The sequence below is a fragment of the Pseudarthrobacter sp. lyk4-40-TYG-27 genome (genome assembly GCF_030209295.1).
Classification (GTDB): domain Bacteria; phylum Actinomycetota; class Actinomycetes; order Actinomycetales; family Micrococcaceae; genus Arthrobacter.
In genome coordinates, this window is sequence record NZ_JARVSH010000001.1 from 657,114 (window position 1) to 672,403 (window position 15,290).

The 15,290-nt window shown below is 66.7% G+C and carries 12 protein-coding genes; 4 read left to right on the forward strand and 8 right to left on the reverse strand.

The features are described 5' to 3' along the window. Nucleotides 1-171: 171 nt before the first annotated feature. The 3 genes from QRM96_RS03045 to glnA are packed head-to-tail and all read right to left on the reverse strand — an operon-like array spanning nucleotide 172 to nucleotide 5,068. Nucleotides 172-717 (reverse strand): GNAT family N-acetyltransferase, encoded by a 546-nt coding sequence (locus QRM96_RS03045; RefSeq protein ID WP_285318301.1) that lies wholly within the window; start codon nucleotides 715-717, stop codon nucleotides 172-174. Continuing rightward, entirely contained in the window at nucleotides 707-3,718 is a 3,012-nt protein-coding gene (locus QRM96_RS03050) for a bifunctional [glutamine synthetase] adenylyltransferase/[glutamine synthetase]-adenylyl-L-tyrosine phosphorylase (protein ID WP_285318303.1), read from the reverse strand. Before QRM96_RS03050 ends, QRM96_RS03045 begins: the two co-directional genes overlap by 11 nt. Before the next feature lie 9 nt (nucleotides 3,719-3,727). Beyond that, nucleotides 3,728-5,068, reverse strand: coding sequence for a type I glutamate--ammonia ligase (gene glnA, locus QRM96_RS03055; RefSeq protein WP_109864349.1), 1,341 nt, complete (start codon nucleotides 5,066-5,068; stop codon nucleotides 3,728-3,730). Between the two features lie 277 nt (nucleotides 5,069-5,345). On the opposite strand from glnA, the gene panB reads away from it, so the two are divergent. After that, nucleotides 5,346-6,242 carry a 3-methyl-2-oxobutanoate hydroxymethyltransferase gene (gene panB / locus QRM96_RS03060; RefSeq protein WP_018763573.1) on the forward strand — a complete coding sequence of 299 codons (897 nt, stop codon included), beginning with the start codon at nucleotides 5,346-5,348 and terminating at the stop codon, nucleotides 6,240-6,242. A 72-nt stretch (nucleotides 6,243-6,314) separates the two neighbouring features. On the opposite strand, the gene QRM96_RS03065 is transcribed toward panB, so the two are convergent. Further along, nucleotides 6,315-6,479: an SPOR domain-containing protein gene (locus tag QRM96_RS03065; RefSeq protein ID WP_018763572.1), complete on the reverse strand. Its 165-nt coding sequence runs from the start codon at nucleotides 6,477-6,479 to the stop codon at nucleotides 6,315-6,317. Nucleotides 6,480-6,601: 122 nt separating this feature from the next. Between QRM96_RS03065 and map the strand changes: the two genes are divergently transcribed. Together map and ppgK are read left to right on the forward strand one after the other, a co-directional pair. Then, the gene (map, locus tag QRM96_RS03070; protein WP_285318304.1) at nucleotides 6,602-7,480 is read left to right on the forward strand and encodes a type I methionyl aminopeptidase; all 879 of its coding nucleotides are present in this window, start codon (nucleotides 6,602-6,604) and stop codon (nucleotides 7,478-7,480) included. A 110-nt stretch (nucleotides 7,481-7,590) separates the two neighbouring features. Further along, nucleotides 7,591-8,394, forward strand: a complete 804-nt coding sequence (gene ppgK / locus QRM96_RS03075; RefSeq protein WP_018763570.1) for a polyphosphate--glucose phosphotransferase — start codon at nucleotides 7,591-7,593, stop codon at nucleotides 8,392-8,394. Between the two features lie 51 nt (nucleotides 8,395-8,445). On the opposite strand, the gene nrdR is transcribed toward ppgK, so the two are convergent. From nrdR to QRM96_RS03090, 3 genes are all read right to left on the reverse strand, one after another. Then, nucleotides 8,446-8,946, reverse strand: coding sequence for a transcriptional regulator NrdR (gene nrdR / locus QRM96_RS03080; protein ID WP_018763569.1), 501 nt, complete (start codon nucleotides 8,944-8,946; stop codon nucleotides 8,446-8,448). A 150-nt stretch (nucleotides 8,947-9,096) separates the two neighbouring features. Further along, a complete protein-coding gene (hisD, locus tag QRM96_RS03085) occupies nucleotides 9,097-10,470 on the reverse strand; it encodes a histidinol dehydrogenase (protein WP_109864314.1) in 1,374 nt (457 codons plus the stop codon). Between the two features lie 4 nt (nucleotides 10,471-10,474). Further along, on the reverse strand, nucleotides 10,475-11,005 hold the full coding sequence (locus tag QRM96_RS03090) for a hypothetical protein (protein ID WP_285318305.1): 531 nt from the start codon (nucleotides 11,003-11,005) through the stop codon (nucleotides 10,475-10,477). A gap of 125 nt (nucleotides 11,006-11,130) precedes the next feature. Between QRM96_RS03090 and QRM96_RS03095 the strand changes: the two genes are divergently transcribed. After that, a complete protein-coding gene (locus QRM96_RS03095) occupies nucleotides 11,131-11,631 on the forward strand; it encodes a flavin reductase family protein (protein ID WP_018763566.1) in 501 nt (166 codons plus the stop codon). A gap of 94 nt (nucleotides 11,632-11,725) precedes the next feature. Here the strand turns inward: QRM96_RS03095 and dnaE are convergent, their stop codons facing one another. Then, a complete protein-coding gene (dnaE, locus tag QRM96_RS03100; protein ID WP_109864316.1) occupies nucleotides 11,726-15,283 on the reverse strand; it encodes a DNA polymerase III subunit alpha in 3,558 nt (1,185 codons plus the stop codon). Nucleotides 15,284-15,290 lie beyond the last annotated feature (7 nt).

A 15,290-nucleotide genomic window follows, 5' to 3' on the forward strand; every position in this document is an offset into this window, starting at 1 on the left:
CGGAAAGGTGGGGGCCCGGCTCCAGACGTGCTGAGACCGGGAGCCGGACCCCCTGACGAATGCCCCCCGAGACGAAGACTCAGTACAGCCTTCCCCCCAACAAGGTTGAAGAACACCGCCAATCCACATGATCGGGCAAACGCTTGCTGAGCGCAATGCCGGTCCGGCGAGTTACGGCCGCGCCGCGCAGCCGAAACGGTGGAACATGGTCCGTTGCGGCCCCGCGGAGCCACCCAGGTACTGTCCGGCATCGGCGAAACCGGCCCGCCGGTAGGCGGACAGTCCTGCCAGGTTTGCCTCGTTGACGGACAGGACGACGCCGGCCTCACCGCTGTGGTGCCGGTCGGTGAGCCGCCGGGCGGCGTCCACGGCGGCAACGGCGGCGAGCGTCCCCAGCCCTTTTCCCTGGAACCTGCGGTCAATGAGGAAACCGCGAAGCAGCCAGGCTGAATCGTCGTCGCGCCAACCGGCCAGCCGAGCGGCGCCCATCTGTAGCGTCAACACCCCAACGGCGGACCCGGAGGACTCCACGACGTACGGGCGCCGGGATTCTTCTTCCAGCCCTGCCAGTGCCATGCGCAGGGGGTCGCCGACGAAGCGCTCTTGGCCTGGCAGCAGCCCCAGGCCGGCAACGGCACCGAGCTGGATGGCGCGGGCGTCCGGGTCGAGGTCGCGGAGCGGGATGAGCCAGACCCAGCCCGGATCCTCATTGCCCATAGAAGACGCGTTCAAAGACCGCCCGGGCCCGCCGGCTCACCCTCAGGTAGTCCTCTTCCAGCGCTGCGGCCCGGCCCGGCTCGTAGCCGCACCAGCGCGCTACGGCTTCCAGGTCCCGGCGGGAGGATGGCAGGAGGTCAGAGGCCTTGCCGCTCCAGATGACGTTGGCGGACCGGATCCGGCTTGCCAGTCGCCAGGCATCTGCCAGGAGAACCGCGTCGGAATCGTCCAGCAGCCCCAGGCCGGCCGCTGCGGACAGGGCTTCCAGTGTGGACGTGGTTCGCAGTTCCGGATGCTTCCCGGCGTGCTGGAGCTGCAGCAGCTGCACCAGCCACTCAACGTCGCTTAGGCCGCCGCGGCCCAGCTTCAGGTGCCGTGCGGGGTCGGCGCCGCGCGGCAGCCGCTCCGATTCAACCCTGGCCTTGATGCGCCGGATCTCACGCACGTCCTGGTCGGACAGCGACGCCGGATACCGGATGGGATCGATCAGGTCCAGGAAATCGGCGGCGAGTGCATCGTCGCCGGCCATCGGACGTGCCCGCAGCAGTGCTTGCGCCTCCCACACCAGGGACCACCTGCGGTAGTACTCGGCGAAGGAGTCCAAGGAGCGCACCATGGCCCCGTTCTTGCCCTCCGGCCGGAGGTCGGCATCCATCTGGAGCACGCGTTCGGCCATGATGGCCGGTTTCAATGGCTGGGTGAGCAGGCTGGAGACCTTTGCGACGAGGCGGGTGGCCTGTTCCTGTGCCTCGGCCTCCGTGAAGCCCGGGAGGGCCCGGTGCACGTACATGACATCGGCATCGGAGCCGTAGCCGATCTCCCGGCCGCCCTGGCGTCCCATGGCGACCACCAGGACGGTGGTCTTCAGTGGCCCGCCGGCGGAAACGATCCCCTCTGCCACCCTGAGTGCGCCCAGGACCGCCGCACGGTCCGTATCCGCCAGCGCCCGGCCCACCTGGTCCTGGTCAAGGAGGCCCGCCGAGTCGGCGATGGCAATGCGCAGGATCTCCCGGCGCCGGATCAGGCGGATCAGGCGCATAGCGCTCTCCGGGTCCGCGTGCCGGGACATTTTGGCGGTGATTTCATGCCACTGGGCTTCGAAGCCCACCGGCACCAGGTCCTTGTCCTGCCCCAGCCATGCCACGGACTCCGGCGATACTTCCAGCAGGTCGGCGATCAGCCGGGAGTTGGAGAGCATATGGCACAGTCGTTCAGCGGCGGCGTTGGAGTCCCGGAGCATGCCCAGGTACCAGTGCGTGGTGCCGAGCGCCTCGCTGACGCGCCGGAACGCGAGGAGGCCGGCGTCGGGGTCGACCCCCTCGGCGAGCCAGTCCAGCAGGATGGGCAGCAGCTGCCGCTGGAGCGCCGCGCGGCGGCTGACTCCGGCCGTCAGCGCCTCGATGTGGCGCATCGCCCCCTGCGGGTCGCGGTAGCCGAGGGCGGCAAGGCGCCCCTGGGCGGCTTCCGGCGTCAGCTTTGCGTCCTCGGTGCTGAGCTTGGCTGCCGTGTTCAGCAGCGGCCGGTAGAAAATGCGTTCGTGCAGTTCCCGGACCGAGCGTTTGGTCCGCTGCCACGCGGACAGCAGTGCGTCGGGTCCGGGCCGCTCATTGGAGAATGGTCCCAGCACGGCCTTGGCCAGGGAGCGCAGGGCCGGCTCCGCCACTGGCATGAGGTGGGTACGGCGCAGCTGGAACAACTGGATCCGGTGTTCCAGCAGGCGCAGGTACCTGTAGGCATTGTCGAACGCGGCGGCGTCAGACCGGCCGATGTACCCCCCGGCGGACAACGCGGCGATCGCGGAGGTGGTGTCCCGTCGTCGTAATGACTCATCAGCCTTGCCGTGCACCAGCTGAAGGAGCTGGACGGTGAATTCGACGTCACGAAGCCCGCCGCGGCCCAGCTTGATCTGCCGCTGTTCCTCCGCGGGCGGGATGTGCTCGGTCACCCTTCGCCGCATGGCCTGGACGGATTCAACGAAGCCTTCGCGCCCCGCCGAGTTCCAGATCAGCGGTGCCACGGCTTCCTCGTACCGCCGGCCCAACGCGGCGTCGCCGGCCATGGCCCGTGCTTTCAGCAGCGCCTGGAATTCCCAGCTTTCAGCCCACCTGGCGTAGTACGTTTCGTGCGAGGCGAGGGTGCGGACCAGCGGACCGGATTTCCCTTCCGGACGGAGGTTCGCGTCCACCTCCCACAGCCCGGGCTCCCGTGCCACCGACGAGATGGCCCGCGAAATGCCGCTGGCCAGGGCGGTGCCGATAGTGTTGGCGTGCGCGTCTTCCAGGCTTCCGGCGTCCACCACGTAGATGACGTCGACGTCGGAGATGTAGTTAAGCTCGCGGGCTCCGCATTTGCCCATGCCGATGACGGCGAGGCCCACGTCCGCGACGTCGGCGGCGCCGAACTGGCCGGCCGCTTCGGCGCGTGACACCGCGAGGGCGGCTTCGATGGCAGCGGCCGCGAGGTCCGCCAGTTCACGGCCCACGGACGGCAGGAAGTCCAGCGGATCGGCGGCGCAGAGGTCCTTGACGGCCAGGTCCACCAGGCCGCGCCGGTACGCCGTGCGCAGGGCGGCATAGGCGTCGGCGCCGGTCACTGCGGCGACGGGGCGGGCGGCGCGCGGGTCGGCACCCACTGACTGCAGGAGTGTTGCCCGCAGCCTGTCAGGATCGGCGGGCAGCGGTTCGGGGCCGGCCCGGACCCGGAATGCGGCCAGGTGTTCGGGGTGCCGGATGAGGAACTCCCCCAGCGCTTCGGAGGCTCCCAGGACGCGGTACAGCGGTTCGCTGGCCTCCAGTTCGGCGCCCGCCAGGTCCCGGAGCTGCGGGTGCCTTTCGATCAGCCGGACCAAGGACTGCAGTGCAGTGTCCGGGCTGGCAGCAAGCTGCAGTCCGGCGAAGAGCCTGTCCTGGTCCAGCCCCTCGAGTTCGCGCGCGGCCAGGAACCGTTCGCCCTTCTCCAGGTCGCTGAATCCGGCCGCGATGAGGCGGCGTGCCAGGCTCACGCCGGGCACCTAGAGAATGCCGAGGTTGCGCTGCAGCTCGTAGGGCGTCACCTGCAGGCGGTAGTCCTGCCATTCGGCTCGCTTGTTGCGCAGGAAGTGCTCGTAGACCTGTTCGCCCAGGATCTGCGGCATCAGTTCGGAATCTTCCATGGAACGGATGGCATCGTGCAGGCTGGCCGGGAGCGGATCGTGGCCCATGGCGCGCCGTTCGGCCGAGCTCAGCGACCAGACGTCGTCCTCGGCCGCCGCAGGCAGGTCGTAGCCTTCCTCGATGCCCTTCAGGCCTGCACCAAGCAGGACGGCGTAGGCCAGGTAGGGGTTGGCCGCTGAGTCGATTCCACGGTATTCGATCCGTGCGGACTGGCCCTTGCCCGGCTTGTACAGCGGCACGCGGACCAGCGCGGACCGGTTGTTGTGACCCCAGCTCAGGTAGCTCGGAGCCTCGCCCCCGCCCCAAAGGCGCTTGTAGGAGTTGACGAACTGGTTGGTGACGGCGGTGAATTCCGGGGCGTGCTTGAGGATGCCGGCAATAAACTGCCGGGCCGTCTTGGACAGCTGGAACTCGGCGCCGGCTTCGAAGAACGCGTTGGTATCGCCTTCGAACAGGGAGAAGTGCGTGTGCATGCCGGAGCCCGGGTGGTCGGTGAACGGCTTGGGCATGAAGGTGGCGTACGTGCCCTGCTGCAGGGCCACTTCCTTGATCACGGTACGGAAGGTCATGATGTTGTCCGCCGTCTGCAGGGCGTCGGCGTAGCGGAGGTCGATCTCGTTCTGTCCGGGTCCGGCCTCGTGGTGGCTGAATTCCACCGAGATGCCCACCGATTCCAGCATGGTTACGGCGGTGCGGCGGAAGTCCTGGGCCACGCCACCCGGGACATGGTCGAAGTAGCCGCCCTCGTCAACCGGCACCGGTGCACCGTTCGGGCCCGGTTCCTGGGACTTCAGGAGGTAGAACTCGATTTCGGGGTGGGTGTAGCACGTGAAGCCCATGTCCGCGGCCTTGGCCAGCGTGCGCTTAAGGACGTTGCGGGGGTCCGCTGCCGAGGGTTCGCCGTCGGGAGTGAGGATGTCGCAGAACATGCGCGAGGTCTGTTCCGTCTCGCCACGCCAGGGCAGGATCTGGAAGGTGGACGGATCGGGCTGGGCCAGCATGTCGGATTCGAAGACCCGGGCCAGCCCTTCGATGGCGGAGCCGTCGAAGCCAAGGCCTTCCTCGAAGGCGCCCTCGACCTCGGCGGGCGCCAGGGCTACGGACTTCAGCGATCCCACGACGTCGGTGAACCACAGGCGCACGAAACGTACGTCGCGCTCTTCGATCGTGCGCAGGACAAATTCTTGCTGGCGGTCCATGATGGCCTCTTCTCCGGTCAACGTTCATGCTCCGGGGCCCGCGCAAAGGGGAAAGCCGGCAGCAGTTCATCAACACTGTACTAATCATTCGGCGCCGATGCTTGAGCCTGAGCCGTGCGTAACACAGCATTAACCTCCGGAGCGGTCCGGGAGGTGCCCTGGCGGCTTCCGTGCCGGACGTCAACGGCGTTCCGGCACGGCCGCTATGACGCTAATCACCTTTGCCCGGAACCGGCTGCGGTAGAAAGCACGGCAGGTCCCGCACTACGCTCATCCCATGGCCACCAGCAACAGCTCCGACTCCAGCGCGTCCGCCGAAGTACCCGCCCCGTACGGCAGCGGACCCGGCCAGCACGAGGCTCCTGCCGCCGGACGAAAACCGGCCAAGGTCCGGATCCACCACCTGCAGCAGGCCAAGCGGGACGGCACCAGGTTCGCCATGCTCACCGCCTACGAGCAATATACGGCGGAGATCTTTGACGCTGCCGGCATTGAAGTGCTGCTGGTCGGTGATTCGGCCTCGAACAACGTCTACGGCAACGAAACCAGCCTTCCGGTCACCGTGGACGAACTGCTGCCGCTGTGCCGCGCCGTGGCCAGGACCGCGAAGCGCGCCATGGTGGTCGCGGACCTGCCCTTCGGCAGCTACGAAGTCAGTGCCGAACAGGCCGTCGCCACCGGTGTCCGCTTTTTGAAGGAAGGCCTGGCGCATGCTGTGAAAATCGAGGGCAGCGCGTACTACGCCCCAACGGTGCGAGCAATGGTGCAGGCGGGCATCCCGGTCATGGCCCACATCGGTTTCACCCCGCAAAGCGAACACGCACTGGGCGGATACCGCGTGCAGGGCCGGGGCGACGACGCCCAACGCCTGATCGACGATGCCCGCGCCCTCTCCGACGCAGGCGCATTCTGCGTGCTCATGGAAATGGTCCCGGCCGACACCGCGGCCGCGGTGGACGCTGCCGTGGACGTCCCCACCATCGGCATTGGCGCCGGGAACGCGACCACGGGCCAGGTCCTTGTCTGGCAGGACATGGCCGGCCTGCGGGGCGGCCGGATGGCCAAGTTCGTCAAACAGTACGCGGACCTGCGCACCACCCTGCTCGACGCCGCCACCGCCTACGGCGACGACGTCCGCTCCGGCCAGTTCCCCGGCCCGGAACACTCCTTCTAGCTTTCAACGTCACCCCGCCGACGCGGGCGGAACAGGCGGGCCGGCACCCGGCCGGCCTGCCCACCCAACCGGTCAGTCGTCGTCGCCCTTTTCCCAGGCCTCGTTGCGCGCCTTGACCTTCTCGATGGCGTGTTCGGCTTCTTCCCGGGTCTTGTAGGGCCCAATGAGCTGGCTCCAGTCGGAGAGCCGGTCTTCTTCCACTTCGTGGGTGTTGACGTTGAACCAGTACTCAGTCATCGTTGCTCCTCGTTCCGGCGACAGGAAAGCCGCGGGGTGATCCACGTAACACAAACACTTACGTGTGCCCTCCGCCGCTTGTCGGTTGTTAGGCGTTCTGCGGTGCCTTATATGATCAATCTATGCCTTCCCTTGCCTCTACTGCACCCACCGGAACCCTCACCCCGGGTACCGTAGGCCCGCAGCGTTCCGTCCCGGCGTCCATCCCCCGTCCGGAGTACGTCGGCAAGCCTGCCCCGGCCAAATTCACGGGTTCGGAGGTCAAGTCCGCCGAAACGATCGAGAAGATCCGCGTCGCCGGGCGGATCGCGGCCCAGGCCATCGTGGAGGTCGGCAAGCACATCCAGCCCGGTGTCACCACCGATGAGCTGGACAGGGTGGGCCACGAATTCCTGCTGGACCACCACGCGTACCCCTCCACGCTCGGCTACCGCGGATTCCCCAAGTCCCTGTGCTCGTCGCTGAACGAGGTCATTTGCCACGGCATCCCGGACAGCACCGTGGTCCAGGACGGCGACATCCTGAACATCGACATCACCGCCTTCATCAACGGGGTCCACGGCGACACGAACTACACGTTCCTGGTGGGTGACGTGGACGAGGAATCACGGCTCCTGGTGGAGCGCACCCAGGAGTCGCTCAACCGGGCCATCAAGGCGGTGTCACCGGGCCGGGAAATCAACGTGATCGGCCGCGCCATCCAGTCGTACGCCAAGCGTTTCGGCTACGGTGTGGTGCGGGACTTCACCGGCCACGGTGTCGGCGAGGCTTTCCACACCGGACTGATCATCCCGCACTACGACGCCGCCCCCGCCTACAACACCGTGATCGAAACGGGGATGGTGTTCACGATCGAACCGATGCTCACCCTCGGCACCGTCGAATGGGACATGTGGAGCGATGACTGGACCGTGGTGACCCGCGACCACAAGCGCACCGCCCAATTCGAGCACACCCTGCTGGTTACCGAGACCGGCGCGGAAATCCTCACCCTGCCGTAGTCTGTCCCCTGCCCGCACACGGCATCCGATGCCGGTGCAGGACCCACCCTGTTGTGGGGCTGCCCCCGGCCGCCCCTTCCCTGCCCGCCCCAGCCTAGAACGGAATCCCATTGGCCAAGAAGGACGAGAAGTCGCACAAGAACGCACCACTGATCGGCATCGACATCGGCGGTACGGGCATCAAGGGCGGCATTGTCGACCTGAAGAAGGGCAAGCTCCTGGGTGAGCGTTTCCGGGTGCCCACCCCGCAGCCCGCCACGCCCGAGGCCGTTGCCGAAGCAGTGGCCCTGGTAGTCGCCGAGCTCTCTGCGCGCCCCGAGGCCCCGGAGGCCGGCTCCCCCGTGGGCGTGACCTTCCCCGGCATCATCCAGCACGGCGTGGTCCACTCCGCCGCCAACGTGGACAAGAGCTGGCTGGATACGGACATTGACGCCCTCCTCACCGAGCGGCTGGGCCGCCCCGTGGAGGTCATCAACGACGCCGATGCCGCCGGCCTGGCCGAAGCCCGGTACGGTGCCGGCGAGGGTGTCGCCGGCACCGTCCTGGTCATCACCCTGGGCACGGGCATCGGCTCCGCCTTCATTTTCGATGGGAAGCTGGTGCCGAACGCGGAACTGGGGCACTTGGAGATCGACGGCTTCGATGCCGAATCGAAGGCCTCCGCCGTGGCCCGCGAACGGGACGGGCTCTCATGGGACGAGTACAGCGTGCTGCTGCAGCGGTACTTCTCGCATGTGGAGTTCCTGTTCTCCCCGGAGCTGTTCATCGTCGGCGGCGGAATCTCCAAGCGCGCGGACGAGTACCTTCCCAACCTCAAGTTAAGGACGCCGATTGTTCCGGCCGTCCTGCGGAACGAGGCCGGGATCGTTGGCGCGGCCCTGGAAATCGCATTGCAGCACAAGCTCACCAAGTAAAGGTGGTGCCGGTGGCGGCTGCGGCTTCCCCTCCGCTGCCGCCACCGGAGCTTAGAGCGGGCTCTTCTCGGAGCTCTTCGGGCCGGAGGCGCCCTTGGCGCCTTCCACGGCTTCGTGGCGGAGCAGTGCAATAGCCGATTCGAAGTCCTCCAGGGACTCGAATGCCTGGTACACGCTGGCGAAGCGCAGGTACGCTACCTCATCCAGCTTCTGGAGCGGTCCGAGGATGACCAGGCCTACCTCGTGCGCGTCGATTTCGGCGGCGCCGGAGGAACGGATCTGCTCTTCCACCTCCTGGGCCAGCATGGCGAGGTCGTCTTCGCTGACCGGCCGGCCCTGGCATGCTTTGCGCACGCCGTTGATCACTTTGCTGCGGCTGAACGGCTCGCCCACGCCGGAGCGCTTGATGACGGAGAGGCTGGTGGTTTCGACGGTGGTGAACCGGCGCCCGCATTCGGGGCACTGGCGCCGGCGTCGGATAGCCGAGCCGTCATCGGCCATCCGGCTGTCAACGACGCGGGAATCGGGGTTGCGGCAGAACGGACAATACATGGCGTTTCCCCTTCCCTTCCGGCGTCTAACGGCAACGAAACCGGCAGTGCCGCCGGACCGCAGTGTTACCGTCCCAGTTTACGGCTGCATCCCGGGTAATAACAAGCCTGTAATTACTACATGTAGTGCCCGGCAACCTATATGTAGTGGCTAGTCCTGTGCAGGGAACCGCGCGCTGACGGCGTCCCCGTGGGCCGGCAGGTCCTCGGCACGGGACAGGCTCACAATGTGGCCGCTGACCTCCGCCAAGGCCTCCCGGCTGTAATTGACCACCTGGATGGCGCGCAGGAACGTGGTGACGTTGAGCCCGGACGAGAACGCAGCGGTCCCGCTGGTAGGCAGCACGTGGTTCGAGCCTGCGCAGTAGTCCCCCAGGCTGACGGGGCTGTAGTCGCCCACAAAGATCGCGCCGGCATTCCGGATCCGCGCGGCCACGGCGGCGGCGTCCCGCGTCATGATCTCCAGGTGTTCGGCGGCGTAGGCATCGCACGCGGCGATTCCCTGGTCCAGGTTGTCCACCAGGACGACGCCGGACTGGGGGCCGGACAAGGCCTCCCGGACGCGGGCGGAGTGCTTGGTTGCGGCGGCCTGCCGATCGAGCTCGTCCCGTACCGCCATGGCCAACGGCTCCGAATCGGTGACCAGCACCGATGCTGCCTTGGGGTCGTGCTCGGCTTGGCTGAGCAGGTCGGCGGCCACCAGCGCCGGTTGGGCGGAGTCGTCGGCAAGGATGGCGATCTCCGTGGTTCCTGCCTCCGAATCGATGCCCACCACTCCCTTGACCAGGCGCTTGGCGGTGGCGACGAAGATGTTGCCGGGCCCGGTCACCACGTCCACCGGTTCCAGTGCGGGGCCCGCGTCGCCGGCGTCCACCCCATAGGCAAACGCGGCGATGGCCTGTGCGCCGCCGATGCCGTAGACCTCGGTGATACCCAGCAGCGCCGCAGCGGCGAGGATGGTGGGGTGCGGCAGGCCGCCGAATTCTTTCTGGGGCGGCGAAGCAAGGGCAATGGATTCCACCCCTGCCGCCAGCGCCGGCACCACGTTCATGATCACCGATGACGGATACACTGCCAGGCCGCCCGGAACGTACAGCCCAACGCGCGCTACGGGGACCCAGTTCTGGCTGACGACGGCGCCGTCGCCCAGTTCGACGTCAACGTTGCGGGGCCGCTGCCGGTCGGCGAATTTCCGTGCCCGGCTGATGGATTCCTCCAGTGCTGCCCGCACCTTCGGGTCAAGACCGTCCAGGGCTGCGGCGATCGCCTCCCGGGGAACCAGCGGATGGCGCTGATCCACGCCGTCGAACCTTGACGCAAGGTCAGACAACGCCGCGAAGCCGCGCTGCCGGACGGCGGCGATAATGTCCAGGACCTTTTCCTCGGCGTCCGCCACGGTCTGGCCCTTGGCGCGCGGAACGGCGGCGCGCAGGGCCGCCAGGGTCAGGGTGCGGCCGCGAAGGTCGATGGTGCGGAAGTCGACGGCGGTAGTCGCGGGGGCAGGAGGCTGAGGGGAAGTGGTCACCTGACTATTTTACGGCGCTGTTCCCGCCCGCCGTTCCGCCGGGGATGCTGGCGGGTTTCCGGCCTGCCATCCCCACCAACTCCAAAACGAAGACCGAAACCGCCGTGGCAGCCGGCCACAGCAGCAGCACCGGCAACGCCCGGAGCGAGAAGGCGATGCTGGCATTGGCCGAGGTGTCCACCGCCGGCCCCCAGAGCCGGGCCGCGAGGAGACCGGTTCCCCAGGCGGCCAGGCTGCCGGCCACCGCGCCGACCAGGCCCGCCAGCAGAGCCGTCCGGGGGTCCGGACGCTTGCCGTCGGCCAGGAACACGGCCAGCAGGCAACCGGCCAGCACCATAATCCCGGCAAGTGTCAGGTCGCGTGGCAGCCACACCAACGGTGCCGTTCCCGATGCCAGGGCGGGGTTCCGGGTGATCAGGTTCAGGCCGCCCGGGGCAAGCAGCCACCAGAGGAGCCCGGCCGGAACGCCTGCCGCCGCCGGGACCAGCAGCAGGGACCAGGGCAGCCGCCGCGCGGGGCGGCCAAAGTTCGTCATGACAGACACCTTAACAAAGGTTCCTGCGGAGCCCGTCAGCGGTTCAAGGGCTCTGTGTTTTCCCGCCTGGCCCGCGGGCCAATACGCTTGGGGAAAGAGATATGCCACTTAGTGCAGGAGTTCCGGTGACCGACAACAGCGAGCCCTTTGAGCAGACGTTCAGGGAGATGTTCCGGCGGCATGCCGCGGGCGTCGCCATCATCACCGTGAACTACCAGGACGAGCCCTACGGATTCACCGCAACATCGGTGGCCTCCCTGTCGGCCAAACCGCCGCGATTCACGTTCAACATGGCCCGCAGTTCCAGGTCCTGGCCCGCCGTTGCCAACACCCAGTTCCTGGGCGTGCACATGCTGGGCCTCGAAAACCAGGAACTGGCAGCCCGGTTCGCCCGGCCCGGCAACCGGTTCGAGGGGAACCACTGGGAAATCGGACCGCACGGGGTGCCCATCCTGAAGGATGTGGCCGGCTGGCTCATCGGCGAGGTGCAGATGCGGCTGTCGTTCGAAAACAATGCCGTGGTGGTGGTCCAGGTGGTGGACGGCCAGGTGGGCGGCGATGGTGCGCCGCTGCTCTACCATGGGGGCGCCTACGGACAGCCTGTCCCGCTGGACTACGAAATCTAGCGCACTCCATCGTCCCGGGTCCGGGCTGAAGCGACCAGACGCCAAAGGCGCGGACGACGCCGGAAGCCGGCTTCCGGCGTCGTGCTCCCCTGCGTCAGGCGTCCAGGCAAGCCGGCCCCAGCAGCACTTTCAGGTCGCCGAACAGCGACGGGCTGGGGTTCACCCGCAGGTGGACGGGCAGCCCCATGATTTCCGTGCGGGTGTCGCCCTGGAGGTGCAGCCGCACCTCCGAGTTGCCCCGGTGCGTGCGCAGCACGTCCCCCAGCTCCGTCACCACTGCCTCGGTTGCCTTGTAAGTGGGCATGGTGATGACCAGCGGCCCGTGCAGGCCTTCGCTCAGGTCCGGCACGGACAACTCCATGCAGTTGAGGGTGATGGCGCCGTCGTCGCGCTTTTGCAGGCGGCCCTTGACCACCACGATCAGGTCCTCGGCGAGCACGGAGGCGATAGGCCCGTAGACCTGGCCGAAGAACATCACTTCGATGGAACCGCCGAGGTCCTCGATCTCGGCCCGGGCGTAGGCATTGCCGCTGGCTTTGGCGATGCGGCGGCTCAACGAGGTGATCATGCCGGCGATGGTGATGATGGCGCCGTCCTGCGGCCCGTCTTCGCCGATGATGGTCGTTATGCTCATCTCCGCGTGCTGGCTCAACAGCCCCTCGAGGCCCTGCAGCGGGTGGTCCGAGACGTACAGGCCCAGCATGTCCCGTTCGAAGGACAGTTTGTCCTTCTTCTCCCATTCGGGCAGGTCCGGGATTTCGATGCTGAGCGACGCTTCCGATTCGGCTTCCTCAAAGCCCGCAAAGAGGTCGAACTGGCCGATCGCCTCGTTCCGCTTCAAGGTGATGACGGAATCGATGGCCTCTTCGTGGATCATGGCCAGCGCACGCCGGTGATGGCCCAGGGAGTCGAAGGCCCCGGACTTGATCAGGGATTCGATGGTCCTCTTGTTGCACACCACCGCCGGAACCTTCATCAGGAAGTCCTTGAAGGACGTGTAGGCACCTTCGCTCTCGCGCGCGGTGACCATGGCATCGACGGCGTTCGCACCCACGTTGCGGATAGCGCCCATGCCGAAGCGGATGTCATTGCCCACCGGGGTGAAGTTCAGGGCCGACTCATTGACATCCGGCGGAAGCACCGTGATGCCCATGCGGCGGCATTCGTTCAGGTAGATTGCCGACTTGTCCTTATCGTCACCGACGGAGGTCAGCAGTGCAGCCATGTACTCCGGCGCATAGTGCGCCTTCAGGTAGGCCGTCCAGTAGGAGATCACCCCGTATGCGGCGGAGTGGGCCTTGTTGAAGGCGTAGTCGGAGAAGGGCAGGAGGATGTCCCACAGGGTCTTGACGGCCTCCATGGAGTAACCGTTGTCCTGCATGCCCTGGGAGAAGCCGGCGAACTGCTTGTCCAGTTCCGACTTCTTCTTCTTGCCCATGGCCCGCCGGAGGATATCTGCCTGGCCCAGCGAGTAGCCGGCCAGCTTTTGCGCCACGGCCATCACCTGCTCCTGGTACACGATCAGGCCGTACGTGCCGCCGAGGATCTCCTTGAGCGGTTCCTCCAGCTCGGGGTGGATGGGAATGACTTCCTGGATCCCGTTCTTGCGCAGCGCGTAGTCAGTGTGGGCATTGGCGCCCATGGGGCCCGGCCGGTACAACGCCAGCACGGCGGAGATGTCTTCGAAGTTGTCAGGCTTCATGAGCTTGAGCAGGGAACGCATGGGGCCGCCGTCGAGCTGGAACACGCCCAGGGTGTCGCCGCGGGCCAGGAGTTCGTAGGACGGGGCGTCGTCGAGCTCCAGGTTTTCCAGGTCGAGGTCGATGCCACGGTTCATTTTGATGTTCTCGAGGGCATCGGAAATGATCGTCAGGTTCCGCAGGCCCAGGAAGTCCATCTTGATCAGGCCAAGGCCCTCGGACGTCGGGTAGTCGAACTGGGTGATCACCTGGCCGTCCTGGAAGCGGCGCATGATCGGGATGACGTCGATGATGGGGTCCGAGGACATGATGACGCCGGCTGCGTGCACGCCCCACTGGCGCTTCAGCCCTTCAATGCCCAGGGCCGTTTCGAAGACCTTGGCGGCTTCCGGGTCGGTGGCGATCAGCTGCCGGAAATCGCCGGCCTCGCTGTAGCGCTTGGCTTCGGGGTTCTGGATGTCCGCGAGCGGAATGTCCTTGGCCATCACGGCCGGAGGCAGGGCCTTGGTCAGCTGTTCACCCATGCTGAACGGGTAGCCCAGGACGCGGGAGGAGTCCTTGAGGGCCTGCTTGGTCTTGATGGTGCCGTAGGTGACGATCATGGCGACGCGTTCGTCACCGTACTTGCGGGTCACGTAGTCGATGACTTCGGAACGGCGCCGGTCATCGAAGTCGACGTCGAAGTCGGGCATGGAGACGCGGTCCGGGTTCAGGAACCGTTCGAAGATCAGGCCGTGGCGCAGGGGGTCGAGGTCGGTGATGCGCATGGCGTAGGCCACCATGGAACCGGCACCCGAACCACGGCCGGGGCCAACGCGGATGCCGTTGTTCTTGGCCCAGTTGATGAAGTCGGCAACCACCAGGAAGTAGCCCGGAAACCCCATGGACGTGATGACGCCGAGCTCGTAGTCCGCCTGCTTGCGGACCTCGTCCGGGATGCCTCCCGGGTAGCGGTACTGCAGGCCCTTGTCCACTTCCTTGACCAGCCACGAGGTCTCGTCCTCGCCGGGCGGGCAGGGGAACCTGGGCATGAAGTTGGCGTCCGTATTGAAGGACACCTCGCAGCGCTCAGCGATCAGCAGGGTGTTGTCGCAGGCTTCCGGGTGGTCGCGGAAAAGCTCGCGCATCTCCTGCGGGGATTTGAGGTAGTAGCCGCTGCCGGAGAAGGCGAACCGCGAACCGCCGTTGTCGTACGTGGGTTCGAGCAGCGTGGAGCCCGACTGGATGGCCAGCAGGGCCTCATGGGCCTTTGCATCGTGCTCGTGGGTGTAGTGGAGGTCGTTGGTGGCCACCAGCGGCAGGTTGAGGTCCTTGGCGAGCCTCAGGAGGTCGCCGGTGACCCGACGCTCAATGTCCAGCCCGTGGTCCATCAGCTCGCAGAAGTAGTTTTCCGCGCCGAAGATGTCCCGGAACTCGGCGGCCGCCTCCAGCGCTTCGCGGTACTGGCCGAGCCGGAGCCTGGTCTGCACTTCGCCGGAGGGACATCCGGTGGTGGCAATCAGCCCCTCGGAGTAGGTGTTGAGCAGTTCGCGGTCAAGCCGCGGCCACTTGCCGAACACCGAATCGAGGGAGGCGATGGAGGAGGCCCGGAAGAGGTTCCGCATGCCCACGTTGTTGTAGCTCAGGAGCGTCATATGGGTGTACGAGCCACCACCGGAGACGTCGTCCTTGCGCTGGGATTCGTCGCCCCAGCGGACGCGTTCCTTGTCCGTGCGGGCCGTGCCGGGGGTTACGTAGGCTTCGACGCCGATGATCGGCTTGATGCCCTTGTCCGTGGCCTTGCGCCAGAAATCGAACGCCCCGAACAAGTAGCCGTGGTCTGTGGTGGCAAGGGCCGGCATCCCCAGGCGCTCGGTTTCATCGAACAGTTCGCCCAGGCGGGCAGCTCCATCCAGCATGGAATATTCGGTGTGGGTGTGCAGGTGGACAAACGAATCTTTGCTGGAACTCACCGCACCA

Excerpts from the sequence above, each read along its gene's own strand:
- QRM96_RS03045 (WP_285318301.1), bottom strand. The coding sequence starts at position 717 with ATGGGCAATGAGGATCCGGGCTGGGTCTGGCTCATCCCGCTCCGCGAC.
- glnA (WP_109864349.1), bottom strand. The coding sequence starts at position 5,068 with ATGGACCGCCAGCAAGAATTTGTCCTGCGCACGATCGAAGAGCGCGAC.
- panB (WP_018763573.1), top strand. The coding sequence starts at position 5,346 with ATGGCCACCAGCAACAGCTCCGACTCCAGCGCGTCCGCCGAAGTACCC.
- QRM96_RS03065 (WP_018763572.1), bottom strand. The coding sequence starts at position 6,479 with ATGACTGAGTACTGGTTCAACGTCAACACCCACGAAGTGGAAGAAGAC.
- map (WP_285318304.1), top strand. The coding sequence starts at position 6,602 with ATGCCTTCCCTTGCCTCTACTGCACCCACCGGAACCCTCACCCCGGGT.
- nrdR (WP_018763569.1), bottom strand. The coding sequence starts at position 8,946 with ATGTATTGTCCGTTCTGCCGCAACCCCGATTCCCGCGTCGTTGACAGC.
- QRM96_RS03090 (WP_285318305.1), bottom strand. The coding sequence starts at position 11,005 with ATGACGAACTTTGGCCGCCCCGCGCGGCGGCTGCCCTGGTCCCTGCTG.